The organism is Mojavia sp. (assembly GCF_059505145.1).
Genome location: NZ_JCACKA010000018.1, coordinates 198,825 through 216,019, shown reverse-complemented (window position 1 = coordinate 216,019; position 17,195 = coordinate 198,825). Strand labels below are relative to the sequence as shown.

Annotated in this window: 19 protein-coding genes and 1 tRNA gene; 9 read left to right on the top strand and 11 right to left on the bottom strand. The window is 40.6% G+C overall.

The features are described from left to right. Positions 1-234 precede the first annotated feature (234 nt). Positions 235-1,131 carry a hypothetical protein gene (locus tag AC5JL8_RS02635; RefSeq protein WP_495878216.1) on the top strand — a complete coding sequence of 299 codons (897 nt, stop codon included), beginning with the start codon at positions 235-237 and terminating at the stop codon, positions 1,129-1,131. A 148-nt stretch (positions 1,132-1,279) separates the two neighbouring features. Here the strand turns inward: AC5JL8_RS02635 and AC5JL8_RS02630 are convergent, their stop codons facing one another. Both AC5JL8_RS02630 and nadA read right to left on the bottom strand, forming a co-directional pair. Beyond that, the gene (locus AC5JL8_RS02630; RefSeq protein ID WP_495878215.1) at positions 1,280-1,555 is read right to left on the bottom strand and encodes a GIY-YIG nuclease family protein; all 276 of its coding nucleotides are present in this window, start codon (positions 1,553-1,555) and stop codon (positions 1,280-1,282) included. Positions 1,556-1,862: 307 nt separating this feature from the next. Further along, positions 1,863-2,837, bottom strand: coding sequence for a quinolinate synthase NadA (gene nadA / locus AC5JL8_RS02625; RefSeq protein WP_495878214.1), 975 nt, complete (start codon positions 2,835-2,837; stop codon positions 1,863-1,865). Positions 2,838-3,008: 171 nt separating this feature from the next. Here nadA and AC5JL8_RS02620 point away from each other — a divergent pair, with 171 nt between their 5' ends. Together AC5JL8_RS02620 and AC5JL8_RS02615 are read left to right on the top strand one after the other, a co-directional pair. Next, the gene (locus AC5JL8_RS02620; RefSeq protein ID WP_495878213.1) at positions 3,009-3,938 is read left to right on the top strand and encodes a TIGR04168 family protein; all 930 of its coding nucleotides are present in this window, start codon (positions 3,009-3,011) and stop codon (positions 3,936-3,938) included. Between the two features lie 89 nt (positions 3,939-4,027). Then, a tRNA-Ser gene (locus AC5JL8_RS02615) sits at positions 4,028-4,112 on the top strand. A gap of 11 nt (positions 4,113-4,123) precedes the next feature. Here AC5JL8_RS02615 and AC5JL8_RS02610 read toward each other — a convergent pair. The 5 genes from AC5JL8_RS02610 to AC5JL8_RS02590 form a co-directional block, all read right to left on the bottom strand. Continuing rightward, the gene (locus AC5JL8_RS02610) at positions 4,124-5,149 is read right to left on the bottom strand and encodes a tRNA guanosine transglycosylase family protein (RefSeq protein ID WP_495878212.1); all 1,026 of its coding nucleotides are present in this window, start codon (positions 5,147-5,149) and stop codon (positions 4,124-4,126) included. 5 nt (positions 5,150-5,154) lie between these two features. Continuing rightward, the gene (locus AC5JL8_RS02605) at positions 5,155-6,648 is read right to left on the bottom strand and encodes an ATP-binding protein (protein ID WP_495878211.1); all 1,494 of its coding nucleotides are present in this window, start codon (positions 6,646-6,648) and stop codon (positions 5,155-5,157) included. 106 nt (positions 6,649-6,754) lie between these two features. Next, positions 6,755-7,570 carry an HNH endonuclease gene (locus tag AC5JL8_RS02600; protein WP_495878210.1) on the bottom strand — a complete coding sequence of 272 codons (816 nt, stop codon included), beginning with the start codon at positions 7,568-7,570 and terminating at the stop codon, positions 6,755-6,757. A 27-nt stretch (positions 7,571-7,597) separates the two neighbouring features. Next, positions 7,598-9,097, bottom strand: a complete 1,500-nt coding sequence (locus AC5JL8_RS02595) for a DNA double-strand break repair nuclease NurA (protein WP_495878209.1) — start codon at positions 9,095-9,097, stop codon at positions 7,598-7,600. Beyond that, positions 9,094-9,849 carry a DUF6884 domain-containing protein gene (locus tag AC5JL8_RS02590; protein WP_495878208.1) on the bottom strand — a complete coding sequence of 252 codons (756 nt, stop codon included), beginning with the start codon at positions 9,847-9,849 and terminating at the stop codon, positions 9,094-9,096. The genes AC5JL8_RS02595 and AC5JL8_RS02590 overlap by 4 nt, the downstream gene beginning before the upstream one ends. 171 nt (positions 9,850-10,020) lie before the next feature. On the opposite strand from AC5JL8_RS02590, the gene AC5JL8_RS02585 reads away from it, so the two are divergent. Next, positions 10,021-10,182 (top strand): hypothetical protein, encoded by a 162-nt coding sequence (locus AC5JL8_RS02585; RefSeq protein WP_495878207.1) that lies wholly within the window; start codon positions 10,021-10,023, stop codon positions 10,180-10,182. Between the two features lie 104 nt (positions 10,183-10,286). On the opposite strand, the gene AC5JL8_RS02580 is transcribed toward AC5JL8_RS02585, so the two are convergent. Further along, positions 10,287-10,499, bottom strand: a complete 213-nt coding sequence (locus AC5JL8_RS02580) for a helix-turn-helix domain-containing protein (protein ID WP_045872408.1) — start codon at positions 10,497-10,499, stop codon at positions 10,287-10,289. A 197-nt stretch (positions 10,500-10,696) separates the two neighbouring features. Between AC5JL8_RS02580 and AC5JL8_RS02575 the strand changes: the two genes are divergently transcribed. The 4 genes from AC5JL8_RS02575 to AC5JL8_RS02560 all read left to right on the top strand — a co-directional run bounded on the left by AC5JL8_RS02575 (position 10,697) and on the right by AC5JL8_RS02560 (position 12,990). Continuing rightward, complete coding sequence (locus tag AC5JL8_RS02575; protein WP_495878206.1) at positions 10,697-11,185, top strand: hypothetical protein; 489 nt, start codon at positions 10,697-10,699, stop codon at positions 11,183-11,185. 80 nt (positions 11,186-11,265) lie between these two features. Then, on the top strand, positions 11,266-12,075 hold the full coding sequence (locus AC5JL8_RS02570) for a pentapeptide repeat-containing protein (protein ID WP_495878205.1): 810 nt from the start codon (positions 11,266-11,268) through the stop codon (positions 12,073-12,075). 2 nt (positions 12,076-12,077) lie between these two features. Further along, positions 12,078-12,707, top strand: a complete 630-nt coding sequence (locus AC5JL8_RS02565; protein ID WP_495878204.1) for a nucleotidyltransferase domain-containing protein — start codon at positions 12,078-12,080, stop codon at positions 12,705-12,707. Next, positions 12,700-12,990, top strand: a complete 291-nt coding sequence (locus tag AC5JL8_RS02560) for a hypothetical protein (RefSeq protein WP_495878203.1) — start codon at positions 12,700-12,702, stop codon at positions 12,988-12,990. The genes AC5JL8_RS02565 and AC5JL8_RS02560 overlap by 8 nt, the downstream gene beginning before the upstream one ends. Positions 12,991-13,184: 194 nt before the next feature. On the opposite strand, the gene AC5JL8_RS02555 is transcribed toward AC5JL8_RS02560, so the two are convergent. After that, on the bottom strand, positions 13,185-14,087 hold the full coding sequence (locus AC5JL8_RS02555) for a S1 RNA-binding domain-containing protein (protein ID WP_495878202.1): 903 nt from the start codon (positions 14,085-14,087) through the stop codon (positions 13,185-13,187). A 203-nt stretch (positions 14,088-14,290) separates the two neighbouring features. After that, positions 14,291-15,031 (bottom strand): dienelactone hydrolase family protein, encoded by a 741-nt coding sequence (locus AC5JL8_RS02550; RefSeq protein ID WP_495878201.1) that lies wholly within the window; start codon positions 15,029-15,031, stop codon positions 14,291-14,293. A 199-nt stretch (positions 15,032-15,230) separates the two neighbouring features. Between AC5JL8_RS02550 and AC5JL8_RS02545 the strand changes: the two genes are divergently transcribed. Further along, entirely contained in the window at positions 15,231-16,214 is a 984-nt protein-coding gene (locus AC5JL8_RS02545) for a GntR family transcriptional regulator (protein WP_495878200.1), read from the top strand. Between the two features lie 42 nt (positions 16,215-16,256). Here the strand turns inward: AC5JL8_RS02545 and AC5JL8_RS02540 are convergent, their stop codons facing one another. Beyond that, a complete protein-coding gene (locus AC5JL8_RS02540) occupies positions 16,257-17,174 on the bottom strand; it encodes an alpha/beta fold hydrolase (protein ID WP_495878199.1) in 918 nt (305 codons plus the stop codon). Positions 17,175-17,195: the final 21 nt, after the last annotated feature.

Below are 17,195 nucleotides of genomic sequence, written 5' to 3'. Positions count from 1 at the left end.
CGATAGTTTAGGGGTAGCCCTACGCAAAAATAGCTCGATGCCAGGTTTGTTATTTATACAACAAAAGCCTCCTCTCGTTTATGAAAGGGGGCTTTTTTGTTGTAATTTTATTTGCTAACTTTGTATTTTTACTCATAAAATCGAAAATAAGGCAAAGTTTTATAGGACAGAAGCCTAAATAAATTAACTAGTCCGTTAAAGAATTAGGGTTGCAAAGCTATCACTAAAACACAAATGGCAGATCGGATAAACGATATCGCTTGGCAAGCTCACCAAGGTAGCGTTGCCGCAATTATTCAAGTGTTGAATGAAAAACTAGTCGAGTCTGGTGTCAGAACCAGAGCCATTTTTGCCGATGGCGTCTTACAACTTCTCTGTGAGGCGGCTACAGTAGAGCAACTTGAGCAATCTACTCTAGTACAAAAAATTCGGCAAATTCTCGAATCGATTACACCTCGTAACATTCGACGCGTTAACATCAACAGTCGAATTGTTCGGGAACAGCAATTGCTTTGGTTGACGGAAATTTATCGTGACCGCGAAAATCAATTACTATGGTCAGAGGAAATTACATTACCTAAAACGAATACTCTTAAGCAGCTAATTCAAGATTTTCAAGATTTCCAAGAGTCGAAAACGGAACTAGGACATACAAGCTTACCTAAGCCTAAATCGTCTCAGTATGTAATATTTACTAGAAAAAATAGGATTAATAGTAAAAACAAACACAAATATTCCTTCCAAGCAAGGATAATCAAAGCGTCTGGTCTATGCTTACCTTTACTATTGTTAAGTTGGGGTGTTTATACTTGGTTAGACGGTAAACAGGAAACCTCTACTTCACGAGAACTTTCTACATCTTTAGCTATTAAATCGCAAGCTTCACGCTCTACCGCATCTAAAGACCCATTTGCAGATGCAGTGCGTATTGCTAATCAAGCTTCTGCATCTGGTAAAACAGCCTCAACTTTAGATCAGTGGTCAGTGCTAGCTGCTAGGTGGCAACAGGCTTCAGATTTGATGAGTCAGGTACCACCAAACCATAGCCGCTATTTGGAAGCTCAAACTCGGATTCAACTATACAAAAAATTTAGTGAAGCGGCTCAAATACAAGCTAAGAAAAGTCCATGATGAAATTAGACACAAATGGGGAAATCTACCTCCCCATTTCTCAAAATCGAACCGCAGAGGGCACAGAGAAGCGGCATAACTTAAAATTAATTTAAGATTACTGTAGCGCGACAACCTATTAGAAAAAGATGGCGATCACGCTACGTATTTATTGATTGTACTCAGGTTGAATGATCTGTTTCCATTTCTCGGCTCGCTGGTTCATCAGTGATGGCTCATCCGCAGTCACTTCAATAATTCCAGAAATAAAAGCTTCTTCTCCAAGCTGCTGATAGTCATCAATGAACTGTTGGTGTTTATTACCAAATGAACCCCTTTGAAGTTCTCGCTTATTTGCCTCAAAACGGGATCCAATATCTGTACTATAGCCTATATATCTACATCCATTGATTTTGTTAGTCATTATATATACACCACTTTTCATGACTAATTCTTATATTTCTTTATAATCCTAAATATCGTCATTATAAGCGATGTAAAATATTTATCTCAACCCTAATTATCATCAAGTCCCTAAACAGATTGGTTTTTCGTTACTCTCTGCGTCTTTGCGCGGCAGTCGCTTCAAGTCGGGGAACTCGCCCAACGCGCTGCCTTGCCTTTGCGTAAGATTTAAAAATATATTTATTTACCAGACAATTCCTGTAAAAAAGTAAAATTCGACATCTCTAAACCAATAAAATTTTGTAGAGACGCGCAATTTTGCGTCTCCACAAATTATCAAAAACTACCTAAACACTCATTTCTAACATCCGTTGCATTGGACGCAAAGCTGCTAAGCGTATCTCCTCAGACATGGTGATTTCAGGAGTACGATTTTTCATCGCCCAATACACTTTTTCTAAGGTATTTAACCGCATAAATGGACATTCGTTGCAATTACAGTTATTAATTGGTGGCGCAGGAATAAACCGCTTTTGAGGAGCTAGTTTTTGCATTTGGTGAATGATGCCTGGCTCTGTAGCCACAATAAATTCCTGAGCAGAACTGTTTTGACAATATTTGAGTAAAGCTGCTGTAGAACCGATATAGTTAGCGTGGCGCAATATGCTAGTTTCGCATTCTGGGTGTGCGATCGCCTCTGCTTCTGGATGGGCAATTTTTAACTGGACAATTTTCTTCTCTGAAAAGGTTTCATGCACAATACAGCTACCGTCCCACAGCACCAAATCTCGTCCGGTTTGTTCCATGACGTAGCGCCCCAAATTGCGATCTGGAGCAAAAATAATTGGCTGGACTTTCGGTATTTGCTGCACAATCTTCACAGCATTGGAACTGGTGCAGATAATATCGCTCATGGCTTTAATATCGGCAGAGCAGTTGATATAAGAAACCACTAGATGATCTGGATGGGCTGCTTTAAAAGCTGCAAACGCCTCCGCTGGACAACTATCTGCTAAGGAACAACCAGCATTCAAATCTGGTAACAATACCAATTTGTCAGGATTGAGTATCTTTGCTGTCTCTGCCATGAAGTGAACACCAGCAAAGACGATCGCATCTGCATTCGTATTAGCTGCGGCTTTTGCTAGTTGTAATGAATCCCCAATAAAGTCTGCAATATCCTGGATATCTGGTTCTTGATAGTAATGCGCTAATATCACCGCGTTGAGTTCTTTTTTCAGGCTCTCAATAGCGGTAAATAAATCCAGTGGTAGTACACCCGGATGGGTGGTTTCTCGTTGAGCAAGTGCAGTGTTAAACACAGTTAGGGGTTGCTTAAAGTTGCAAATATTTGTCCTGTGGATTCAATTATAGTAGTTTTTACCAAAAAATATAGTGGTTTTTACCAAAAATCATAGAAGCTTGATGTTGCCAATTTGTGTCCAAATCCCCCTGAGTTGCCTATCCTAAAAGTAGACGGCAAGGACAGTGGCATGACCAGTGAGATAACACAATCAACAAACCTCAAAATAGCTGTAGTTGGCGATGTTCACGACCAATGGGAAGTAGAAGATGGTATAGCACTCAAGCATTTGGGTGTGGACTTAGTGCTGTTTGTGGGGGATTTTGGCAATGAGTCGGTGGAAGTGGTAAGAGCGATCGCTTCTGTTGATATTCCCAAAGCAGCCGTGATGGGCAACCACGATGCCTGGTATACTGCCACAGAATGGGGGCGGAAAAAGTGTCCCTACGACCGCACCAAGGAAGACTGGGTACAGGAACAGCTCGATTTATTGGGGCCAGCTCATGTCGGTTACAACAAGCTGGATTTTCCCCAGTGGAATTTAACTGTAGTTGGCGGTCGTCCTTTTAGTTGGGGTGGATCAGAGTGGAGATTTGCTGACATCTGCAAAGAACGTTACGGTGTAACAGATTTTGAAGAATCAGCAACCAAAATTATGGCTGCGGTCAAAACTGCTGCCTACGACACAATTATTTTTCTCGGTCACAATGGGCCTAGTGGATTAGGCGATCGCCCAGAAGATCCTTGTGGCAAAGACTGGCTCCCCATTGGCGGCGATTTTGGCGATCCAGATTTTGGCGAAGCGATTTCCCAGGCTCTCAACGCTGGTAAAACCATTCCTCTGGTGACGTTTGGACATATGCACCATAGCCTACGGCACACTAAGAAAGAGCTACGTAAGCCTGTGCTGAGAAGCCCAGAAGGGACAATTTACTTGAATGCGGCTAGCGTACCCAGGATAGTTGAAATTCAAGGCAACAAGCAGCGTAATTTTTCTCTAGTTTCCCTAGAGGCGGGTGTGGTGTCGCAAGTCTCCCTAGTTTGGGTAGGCAAAGATTACCAGCTAGTGTCAGAGGAAATTTTTTACGAGCGATCGCGTCCAGTAGTGCAATCTGCATAGATGATGAGATATAGTATTATCTGTCAGCTTTAGTGCTAACTTAGGAAAGCGTTTGCATAGCAGGTAGGCAAAAAGCTAGACAGTTTACTGGAGAGGTGGCAGAGTGGTCGATTGCGTCCGACTTGAAATCGGATGAGGCTAAAACCTCCGGGAGTTCGAATCTCCCCCTCTCCGTTTTCATTGACTCACAGCGATATTTTCACTAGTTGCTCAATTAGAGGACGATAGGTAGTATTGTCTAAGTGTCCCTTATACCAATCTTTATAAGTTTTTTTATTCAAGTGTTCTTTAATAAGTTCCGCTTCGTTTAATAGTATCCATAGATTATGGGTTGCTCGATTCCAAAAGCCAAAACTACCACTTGCTTTTAATCCATCTAAACCGTACTTATAGCAAGCTGGACAAGGACATTCCTTTAGGATTTCTTCTTCTTGTTGACTTACTCTGCGACCTCTCCATTTTCCCAAGTCAGCTATGATTCTTTCTCCTGTTCCAGGTAACTGAATCATGCCACGAGCAGCTCGATTTCGCCAACCGCTTGAATCTACCGAATCTATACCTAACAAAGCAGCTAAATGAATAGTTGCTGTACCGCCAATACCGAATATATGAAGTTTTTGGTGTTTAAATTCTTCACGGACATGATGGATGCTCTCTAGAATTTTTTTATAAGGCATTGCCTTGGTAGCACGTAACAAATTCGGTACAATACCACCCAAAGCAATATAAGGTTTTGCTAATAATGTTTCGTGTTTTTTTATTTCATCTACATAATCTTCTAAAAAATTACTCACATGAATAACTGGAATATAAGAGCCATATTGGTAATTTAGAGCCATTTCCATTGTGCGGAAAAAACACTTTTCTTGCTCTTCTCGTGACATTTTGGGTATGGGAATAAAGTCTTGAGGAATAGGAAACCAGTCAGGTTTAGCTTTTTCTACAAATTCCTCATAATTTTTAACTGGTGTTTCTCCCTCACGGCTGATGAAGTAAAAAGCACCATTATCAAGATATAACTTCACTTCTTTGGGAATACCTAAAGACTCATGTATTCCCTTTTCCATAGCCTCACGTCTACGTTTAGGGCTGGCATGAAAATCTGCATAGGAAACCATTATTGCCTGTAATTGGGGAAGATAATAATCAGAAGTTTTATCCCATATACATGGCTTTATACCCCTTAAACTTATGCCAGCAACAATTTTCAAAGAATTTATCTCCGTGTTTGTTTAGGAGTTTTCTTAGATATTTCAGCATATGCTTCCTCTAAATAATCAAAAGCATCCTTTTCTTCTCTCTCACCTTTTGATTCAGGTTCTTTTATTTTTACAAGAACAGGAAAGCTAGTGAGTTGTCCAGAAAGAATTGCTTCGCCAACTTCTAAATCAGGAAGCATTTTTGCTTCTTCTTCACCTAAACTTTCAATTACCTTTCGGACAAAATTTTGGTCAGCAGGGTTCACCATACGCATAATAATGTATGAGTTGCACATGGCAAGGGTTGTCTCATCAAGCCTTGAGGGACGCTGGCTAATTAAAATTAAACCAACACCAAACTTTCTTCCCTCCTGAGCAATTTGTCTGGTAACGTTAATAGCACGTTGCTGTGCTGGTGTATTTGCTTTACCTGGAGCGAAATTATGTGCTTCCTCAAGTAGTAGAAGAGCAGGCAATTTTAAGTCATCTCTTACCCTTGCTTCAAAAATGTTATCAGCGATAATGCTGTAAATTGTTGCTTGGAATTCTTCTGTATATCCAGCTAGAGACACAACACTAATTTGATTATATTTAACTAATTCTTTGCGGTCAGTCGGTAATGATTTAGCGCCACTGCGAGCAACTTTTTGATTTGTATGTTCCATACGTTGTAAAGCGGCGGCTGCTGCATTGGTACGTTTCTTGATTCCTTCAAGCGTTGCTATATCGCGCTTAGAATAACCAGTGAATCCATTCCAACCCCATTCTTCTAGTTGCTTTTTATCTTCTTCAGCATCACTATCACGCAGTACAGCTTCACCAGCCTCAGCCATCTGAGCAATTAACCACAGATTTGGTTGCACTCCAAATTTCTTCAAATCCGGTTTATTAATGCGTTGAGACAACCAATTTATTCGTTGATTCATCTCATCTGTTTTGTCTTTAATATAAAAAGACTTAGCAGCTTGAAATACATCAGCAAAACGGGTAAGCATAGTAGGTGTTAGTTCGTACCCTAGATTACTGACAATTTGAGCTACTGTTTCACTATCTTCTTCAAAAATAGGAAACTGAGCATAGTAGCGATTTACTCTTCCTTCTAAGGCTGGCACATCTGCTAAACCTGTATAATCTCCATGTGGATCAAAGATTACAATCGGATATTTTTTCTGTGCCAATTGCTCAATAACTCGTCGTGCTGTAACACTTTTACCAGCACCTGTCATGGCTAAAATAGCTAGATGACGAGTAACTATCGCATGACCATCTACTGTTACATTCACCTCTGGACGGTTAGAAAGAGTAGCAATATCTAAAGCACGGTTTTGCTTTTGTTGCAATTCGCCAAGGACAATACGGGCAATATCTGGTGAGTTAGGGCGGTATGCACTGGAAGCAGGCTGAGGCGGATAACGAAGTTTGTTGAGCTTTCCACCGCCGCTACCATCCAACGGTTCAGCACCTAATACTTGACACACCGCAGTTACCATTTCCCGACTGAGGGAAAGCACTGTAAGCTAATCGTCATTTAAATTGCACCATTTTCATGGTAATAAAAGCTGCAAACCCTCTCCCCTGCTCCCTGCCCCCTGCTCCCCTGCGGTCTCAATGTGCAAATTAAATGCTTAACAGCTTATCAAATGGATTAGTACGAGTAGCAGCTAGTTCATGCCCAGCTTCAGTTGGAAAAAGGGGATTGATTCGTTCAATACTTTGAACTTTAGCCCAAACACGGATTTTTTCTAAATTTGTCTTCTTTGCTGATTGCACTAGTTCAGCATCGACGGCAATAATATCTTGTTCTCGGATAGCTTCGGGTGTTACTGCTAATCTGAACTCGCGGCTGGTGCTTTCACCCACCAACGTACCAACATACTGTTTCATTTTGTAACGAATTTCCAATAATCCAAATGGTTCCAAATATTTTATTAGTTCAGGATCGTTACTTGCATATGCGCTCAAAAGCTTTTCTGCACTTTCTATAGGAAGTGTAATACTTACTTTTGTGCTACCTTCCTCGATAGAAGTTATTTGAACATTTTGTGGTGCAATTTTGAGCAATCCTGCGATTGCATGAGGTAAAAGTGTTTGCAACCTCTCATCAAAATCCGATAGTTTCAATTTGATGATTAATTCAATTTCGGTTACTGACTCAGACGTAATTTGTTCTTTGTCAAAACGTCGCATGACCCAAGGTTTCTGCTTGTACTCTCTTAAAGCTTTTTCTCCCCACTCTTCTTTATCTGCTCTTTCATGACAGTTAGCACACAAAAAAATTAAATCTTCTGCTTTATGTTCTCTCGATTTATGCCAAGGTATTATGTGCGCTCGCTCTAATGGACATCCTTCACCACAGACAGCACATCGATGACCACTTTCGATTAATATTTTCCTTTTAATATCAGTAGGTATTGCTGGTCTGCTTTCAGGCATTATTAATCACCATTATTCTTGATCTATTTAGTTAGAAGGACGAAATAGCCAATCTCGTTTGGTCATATAAATTGACTGAACTATAAGGCGACGCATCTGAGCATCACTAACCTGACCACTTTGCAAGCTAATACCCAAGTGATATTTGATTAGTTTGCTATAGGCATCAGTTAGCCAGCTTGGAATTTTAGCATACTTATCAGCAATATCTAATCCTACTGGAAAACCGTATCCAGGTAGTAAACTAGCGTATAAGTATGCTCGTCGTGCAGCTTCTATAATTTGGCTTTTACCTAATTTATCAAATACTTCTACTCTGAATGGTTCGGTAGTTTCTGAAACTTTGACATAACAACCAAGAACTTTTGGAAAACCAATTTTATTAGGTGGTTTTAGACAAGTCCAATCTACGTCACTTGTATAAGACTCTCCTGGTAGTGCAATCTTACCTTTAGTAAGTCCTGCATACTTATTTTTAATTTCCCAAGGTTCTGAAAACTGGCCTGGCTCTAATAACATAGATAGTAGAAGAGAGTCTGTATAACCGAGTTTGTCTAAAAGTGCTTTTGGTGATTTTATATCTTTACGTCCATATAATTCATTAAAGTAATTTTGATTTCCTTTTTGTCGTAAACTTTGAAATATTCTCTCTAGTAAAATAAATTCACTAAACTCTCGTAATTCACCACGTTCAACCACACCAGCAATAATAATATTTGGCTTTCTTTTCTGCGCTTCCTTAATTAATTGTCGATATAGAAAGGCAATCCATGATAATGGTTCAAACAGTCTCCTCTCTATCCATTCATCAGAACGATCAGGAGCTATTTTAGGGTAAATTTCAATTTCTGCTTCCCGTAAAAATTCTTCCTTTAACTGTTCCGCTAATCCAGGTTCTTCTGCATATTGATGGAGAAATATATCAATATCTTTTTCAGTAAAAGGAGTATGTCCTGCATAACCACTCATCATATAAACTAGGGGGCCATGAAACATAAGAACTCGTAAGTCAGGTGTTCGTTTTACTGCTGACAAACCACCCAAAAGCTCAGATGTAATTCGGATAATATCTGGAAAATCTTTACGTTCCTTACTGCCACCCTCCAAATCACCTAAAATAATAGGGTAATAACCAAAATGTTCCCGTTCTGTAACACTACGTTCTCCAGTCTTCACACGATAAGAACCAACACGCAGCAAGACAGGAACGGGACTAGACATTTGAACTTGGCCCAAACCGCCATCAATAAAAGTTACAACCTCACCCTGAACATCTTCCCAATTTAAGTCATTAATTGCTTGAACACTTAATATTTGATCTGGCCGCTCTCCCCGTGCAGCTTGGCGCATTGCTCCACGTAAGTGTGTAATAAATTTTGCTGTGTTCTTAAAATAGTTATCACGGAGACTGTCTGCAACGAGCAAAGCATTCTCAGACAGCTTGATCATGATGTGAGGCTGACGCTGTAAATCTTCTAGCAGTTTTTCCTCTGCTAAACTCTGATATTGATCATCTTGTGAATTCATAAACAACTAACCTCAACACCTAGCTGGACTAGCATTCGCCTAGCCTCACTTGAATGAAAAGAACTGACAGGTAATCCCGTCAGGTAGCTTACTAACCACTTAGGAGATACCCGTTGTCCATCAACTAGTAAATACCATGACTGATAAGAGGCTGGATTACCCTTTCCCTCTGTTAAAGCCTGACGAGCTGCATCAAGTACCTGTGCAGGTGTCATTTCAACTTCTACTCCTCTAAGACAAGCTTTGCCGCGAAGGGTATTGGTTGAATGATTTTGATTTAGCTCAGAAGGCTTGCCATATAGCCAGGTGTGCAGCTTAACGAGTTTTTTTCCTAAAGAACCTGTAGCAATTTGCACATTTGAGCTTGATTGAATAACTGTATCGTATCCTTCTAATGCTTTGAAATAATCACGGCCCACACATATGCAAATTTCTGGGTAAAGTCTGGCATTAAGAATATGCTGTAATTTATCAATTACCTCTGGCTGCAACTGTTGAGATCGCTGTTTTGTCATTCGGCGATCATAGTACGGAATAGGATAATCTTGAAAAATTAGTCCAAACTCGGCTGAGAGAATATATGTATCTGGCGGATTTGACGGTTTTTGTTGCAAAAAGCGACGTAGCAGATGAAAAATAGGCCCATCATACCGTGCGATCGCAGGCATTAATCCCTCATTTGAAAGCTTGCGCTGGGAGCAAGCAACAATAAGCAAATATCGACCTTCAGAATGCACCTTTTGAATATACACCAGTCCGCTTTTGGTTGTCAGATATAATACTTGCTTAAATCTACATAAACCGATTTTCTAAATAGTTATTAATATTTTGTGTCATCCAATTGATAGTTTGAGATCGCCTACTCTCTCCCCTCTTTAACATCGTGCTACAATCACCAATAAATTTTACTGGTAAGTCAACCTATGGCTACCCTTTATGATTTACATATACCTGATGAGTTGTATGCACAAATAGAGCAGTTAGCCAAAGCTAACAACATCCCAATTGAGGCTCAAATTATCGCTTTGTTGAAGGCAGAAGTGCAAAAATCTATTGGTTTAATTAGAGAAAATTCTCACAATTAACCATAATCTAACGATCATTCTGTGTCTCTTCAACTACAATGATCATTATCCTATGCAAAAATGCTGAGGAACTTTGCACCCTTGCTGAAAAAATCAACCTTCACCTATTCCTGCACAACCTCAACCAATTCCTCAATCATCACATCAAAAGTTCTGGCTAACTTCTGAATCGCGGTAAAATCTACAGTTGCTAGTCCAGGCGATCGCGCATAGGTTCTGAGAGTGCTATAGACAACACCAGAACGGTCAGATACCTCTTTTAGCGTCCAGCCTTTCTCCGCAGCAAATTCTCGAATCTTTAGCCTAACCATTCCCATAATTTGCTTGACAAATGACTTATATGAGTCGTTCAATAATTATATCCTATAATAAAAATCGCCCTCTGGCCTGGAAAACTAAAGGGCGATTTGCATTTGTTTTTCACACATATCTCGTTAAAGGAGATGTTGTCTCTTTCAACGGTAAGCATTCCATTTAAACGGAAGGCATTCCTTTTAAACAGAAATTTAACTTTATGTTATCACCACTCAAGCCAAAAGCGCTTGTCATCCGTGAATCGAAAATAGTTTACAAATCAGCAATCGTTCACCCACTGGCGCGATTTGTCACAGAAGAGGCAATCTGCTTAATATTCCAAATCACCTTTGAAGATATATATACTGTGGAATGCTGGCGTTACATGGTTTATGTCCACGGTAAAGGTGTGAGTAAATTTGTCAGTTATGCTGATTTTCCGCCAATTTTGGGTGTACAACCACCTAATAAGTCAGATTTTGTAAAATGGCGCAAGCGCTGGCGCAAGCAAAATGAACCTCATCAGAACAAGCAAGCACCCCAGTGGTGGGCAGAATTTTTCGCTTATAAATTCTTGCAAGCTCACTCTGATGATATGTTACATAGTTGGGAAGAACTAGTTGAGTTAATTCAATTTGCTTTTAATCCAGAAAAGTTAGAAGAACTCCGAAATAGCTATCATCAGGAACAATTGCTTTTGATTAGCTAAGATATTGAGGGCGTTTGCATATTAGGTCATCTAGAGGAGCCAGCGCTGCGTTATAACAATACTTAGTCAGAGAAACCCCAATGCTGTCTGATAGCAAAAGAGTTCACCAGGTAGATAAAAAGTTCGAGACTGACGTTTCTAATGAAAAGTTCGTAAACCAACTTTTCATTCGTCTTGTTGCATTGGACAAGCAGTTTACTAAAGTTGATTTCAAGTATTCAATCTTTGACACCTGTTATCTTCGGAAGTGCAAATTTGATTCGTGCGACTTCACTGGATGTCGTTTTGTCGGAACTAATTTATTCGAGGCGAAGTTTTCTAACTGTGAATTTAGATATGCCATTTTTGAGAAAACACTGATTGACAACTATATTTTGGAGCAAGAATGCCCTGAGGAAGAAAATCTCAAGATGAGATTTGCACGGTCACTCCGCATAAATTACCAGTCAATTGGAGATGCAGAATCTGCAAATAAAGCAATGAGTGTAGAACTTCAGGCTACTGAAGAACACTTATATAAGTCATGGAATGCTAATTCCACCTATTACAGGAACAAATATAAGGGATGGAATAGGTTGAAAGCATTTACGCAATGGGTTCAATTCAAATTGCTTGACTTTATTTGGGGTAACGGTGAAAGTGCTTGGAAGCTTTTACGAGCAGTCCTGATTATATTTGCGCTAATGACTTTAATTGATGTTTTGGCATTTAGAAATACTGAGAGTATTGATAGCTATATACAATCATTTTTTGATGCACCCCAAATTTTTCTAGGAACTCTTTCTCCATCAAATTATCCGAGTCCATATCTTACTGCGATCTTATTTATTAGGTTAGTTGCATTTGGATTTTTCATGTCAATTATCATCAAACGGTTTAATCGTCGTTAAATATGCATATTTACGCATTCGGTTCTATATGCCGTGGTGATATATCTCTAGGCTCAGACATTGATCTGCTAGCGATTGTGGAAAGTTACGAATCCCGTATCGACCCAGATAAATTCTCGATCTATTCTTACAAGAGAATTCAAGAAATTTGGCAGGAAGGTAATCCTTTTGCATGGCATCTATCGCTTGAGTCACGGCTTCTTTTTTCATCAGATAAACTTGACTATTTGAAAGTATTGGAAAGCCCAGAAAAATATAAAAACTGTGTTCAAGACTGTGAAAAGTTCTTTTTGCTGTTTCGTGAAGCTCACGCTTCAATAATTACAGGTAGCAATAGTAGAGTATTTGATTTGTCTACTGTGTTTCTAAGTATCAGAAATATCGCAACCTGCTTCTCTCTAGGTGTCATGGAGCAACCAGACTTCTCTAGGAACTCTGCACTTTGCTTGGGAGTTAATAGTATCCCAATTGCATTAGATTCATACTATGTCTTAGAAAGAGCCAGAATATTATGCACAAGAGGGTATGGAAAAACCATAACAGATGATGAAATTGTTACTACAATCCGAAGACTGAATGAAGTACACGAGTGGATGCATAAATTGGTAGAAAAGGCTAAAAAATATGAATAAGTTTAATAATCGCATCGCAGCTCAAAGGCAGATTCTTCAGATAGTGAACCGTAGGCAATGGGGTAAGGAAGAGCTATTAGGGCTTTCAAGAAAGGCAATTGAGAGGTGGGTTTCTGTAAACCAGATTAATCCTGAATCTCGTTTGGTAGAGCTTATTACTACTGCTTCTGCAAAACTTTTTTTTCTCGCTAACAAGAGCCAAGAGCAGATTTCTGAGGAATATAAGATGATTTCCAGAGACATCGCGGATATTTCCAGAAAAATTGAGATGGAAATGGGCTAACAAATTTTACAGAGGCGGAATTGATGAACACAATAGTAGGAAAATAAACAAATAATCGAATTCACGAAAGAATATGGCAAGTTGATTTCGCGTAACGGCTTATCTAATACAAAGACGCTTTCTTCCCGGCCAAAGGGTTGTAAGGAAAGCGTCTCATGAGTGAAAATTGATTGTGTCAGTAATAAAAGCGATCGCTATTCAGCAGATTTTTGACTAGCGCGATTAGCACGAGCCTCAGCAGAAGCCATCACCTCATCCATATTTTCTAGAACTTCTCCAGGGAAATTTTCCAAAACTCTTGTGGAAAGTGCAACCCGGCCTTTAGCTTCATCTAAGTCAATAATCACAGCTTTGATTGGCTGACCAATTTGAAATACTTTATCCAGAGACTCAATGAATTTTTGGCTTACTTGCTTAATGTGAAGCAAAGCACTCATCCCATCTAAATCTACAAATACACCAAAAGGTTTAATGCCAGTAACTTTACCTTCCACTAGTTGACCTAGTTCTAACAAGCTGAAGTTACTAGAACGAGTCGCCAAACGCTGGGAAAGTATAAGTTTATTGGTGTTGCGATTAACTTCTAAAAAGCCGACAGTCAGAGTCTGACCTTTAAGTGCTTCTAAGTTATCACGCTCAATCAAGTGCGATCGCGGAATGAATCCTCGCAAAGATTGAATTTCAACAGTGATACCACCTTTATTTACCCCTGTAACTCGCACTGGTACAGTCTGGGAATTTTCTTGCATTTGCGCCAGCCGTTCCCAGATGTGCTGGATTTCTAACTGCTTGCGAGAAAGAGTTACTTGACCCTCTGCATCCTGCTCTCGGATAATCAAAAACTCCAGTTCCTCTTGCATCGGTAGTACCTCTGACAAATCGGTAACTGCTCTCAAAGAAGCCTCATCACGGGGAATAAAAGCCGACGACTTACCACCAATATCGACATAAGCCCCATCATGGTCAAGTTGGAACACTTTGCCGTGTACGACCTGTCCTTTTTGAAACTGGTAGTCGTGTTTTTCCAGTGCTTTGGCAAAATCGTCCATTGTAAATGACGAATTGGCTGTTTGAGAACGTTTCGATTCGGAATTCATGACTTTTGAAGATAAATTGTTATTTGAGCTGATGCCACTGGAGTTTTGACAAGACTGCTCGTCTTATATCCCATTTTGTTCGTTTAGGCGGAGTCTAGGTAGGGTCAAGTGTCCGAAGTCCAGAGTAAATAATTTTGGCTCTTGACTCTTGACTTATAACTAAGGACAACCTTAACGAACAGTATGCAACCGCTGCGTAGGTTTCAGGCCAGTTGACCAAAAAGTTGTTTCACCTGCTCCCAAGCATCGGCTGCAACTTTAGGATTATAGCTGGCGCGACGGTCACAGAAAAATCCGTGGTCAGCTCCATCGTAGCGAAACACACGATGCGGAATTTTGTATTTTTCTAACTCTGCCTCAATTTCATCTACCTGTTCGGCAGGAATGCTTGCATCTTCCATCCCAAAGAACGCGTAAAGCGTACCTTTAATTTCGCTAGTCCCAGTAACAGTAGGATTACCGCCCCCTGGAGTGCGGGTAGTAATTCCAGCACCATAGAAGGAAGCAGTAGCTTTGATATCTGGTAAGGTGGCAGCAAGATATGCTATATGACCACCAAAGCAGAAGCCTATACAGCCGAAGCTATCTTTTTTGACATTGGGGAGGGTTTTCAGGTAATTAATTGCGGCTTGAATATCGCTCAATAATTCTGATGCTTTTGTTTGCATTGCATAGTTTCTGCCAATTTCGATATCTTCTGGAGTGTAACCAGTTTCAAAGCCAGGAGCTTGGCGTTGAAAAAGTGCAGGTGCGATCGCTACATAACCGAGCCTAGCAATCCGTTCTGTAACATCCCGAATATGCTCGTTGACACCAAAAATCTCTTGCAATACTACAATTGCTGGGTAAGAGCCTGATTCTTGTGGCTGTGCTAAGTAAGCTACGATTGAGAAATTATCTTGCGAAATTTCAACCATTTTGGTGTCGATTGCTCGCTCTGTCATAATTATTTTTACCAGTGGTGTGTGATTATTTGATATAACTATGCCAGTATCTCAAAGCTTATTCCGATCTAATTATCAATTAGCAAAAATGAGTACATTAGAAATTTCCCCTAGAGAAATTTTATGTATAAATAAAACATTTAACAGATAGCAGATGCAGCTGGTCACATGCCGCTACTAGCAATTAGGAGGTTTGGTGATGATTCAATTCCGCATTCAGCCAGACAGTGAGATTCCCGCATCCACCCAGCTGTTTAATCAAATCCGGTTTGCGATCGCTTCCCGCCAATATCCACCTGGGTACAAATTGCCGAGTACGCGGGCACTAGCAATGCAGACTGGGTTACACCGCAATACCATCAGCAAGGTTTACCGTCAGCTAGAAGAAGACGGATTTGTTGAAAGTCTTGCAGGTTCAGGTATTTATGTACGTGCCCAAGGTCATGAAGGGGGTAGCAAGCTACAATCGCCGACTCTCAAACAACATCCTGACGCTGACAAAACTGTTCAACAAGCACTTGATGATCTACTCGCCCAAGGATGTACGCTTTCTCAGGCGCGGGAGCTATTTTTAGCCGAAATTGATTGGCGCTTGCGTTGTAGCGCCCAGGTGCTGGTTGCAGTGCCTTCTTATGACATTGGTGCAGGCGAGTTGATGGTATATGAATTAGAACAAGCTCTGCAAATACCAATACAGTTGATACCAATGGAAGAATTAGCGGCTGTACTAGATAAAACTTCCTCAGCTACTGTCGTCACAAGTCGCTATTTCATTGGAGAAGTAGAAGCGATCGCAGCCCCGAAAGCTGTACGCGTGATTCCGCTTGATATCTACGACTACAGCAAAGAACTCAACCTGCTGAAAACTCTGCCAAAGGAGAACTGTGTTGGCATAGTCAGCCTCAGTTCTGGGATTGCCCGCGCCGCAGAAGTTATCCTCCACGGTTTGCGGGGGGATGAACTGTTGGTGATGACTACGCAACCAAAAGATGCCTACAAACTTCAGGCGATCGTCAAGCGCGCTGAGGTCATTATCAGCGATCAAGCCAGTTTTGCTGTGGTGCAAGCTGCGGTGCAGGCTGCGGTTGAAGATATTATTCGTCCACCCAAATTGATTAAGGTCGAAAATTACATCGGTACCAACTCTATTAATTTGCTAAAACGAGAATTGGGTTTGGGTTAATCCTTTTCACATCCAAAGCTATAGCGAATCTTTGCAAATTGATTAACCCACTTGTGGTTGTGGGGAAATTTGTAAAAATTCTCGCACCCGCCGTAGATAAGTTGGAGCATCTTCCAACATTGGAAAATGAGCTGTATTCGGAAGCATAACAAACTCCACTTTGTCATTCATGGCTGCGGCTTGACGCCCCATCTGGGCTGGAATAATCTTGTCATACTCCCCTGCTACAAGCAGAGTTGGCACTGTTAGCTTGGCAAACTCCTGGGGCATCACTTCAGATTGTGCTTTACTCACTGAAGTAAAAATTGTATTTAAGGCAGCATCATAATCAGCTTCTAGGAAATCCTGCAAAAAAGCTTGACGCTCGACTTTTGGTATAGGGCGATGTAGAAATCTCGCCATAAACATTCGGTCAACAAACGGTATTTTTCCTAACCACTTGGGACGAAATTTGACTACGTAGCCGCCGAATTTATGAAAAGCAGCAAAGGCTTTTTCGTCGTACTCAAAAACGCCACTACAAGTCAAAATTCCTCGTTCAACTTTTTGAGGATAGCGGTTGAGAAATAATGTCGCAATGGACGCGCCCATCGAATGAGCATTGATATAAACACCCTGAAGCTGCAACTCATCTAGCAATGCTGCTAAGTCATCAGCGTATTCTTCTAATTCATAAGTTAATTCTTGAATTGCTGCCAATTCTTCTTGGGGAGATTGTGATACGGCAACAGATTCACTGGCTTGGGCTATAGTTGGTTTGCCACGGGAGCGCCCAAACCCTCGCAAATCGTAGAGTAAACAATCGAATTCATCCGATAAAGCATTAGCTGTGCTTCGCCAGTACCTAGCCGAACCAGCCCAACCGTGGATGAAAACCATTACTGGTTTTGCCAAGGAATTAGATGGTTTTTTCACCCACTCGTAGTAATGCTCAACGCCACGAACATTAATATAAGCCATTTGTCATTTGTCCTTTGTCAT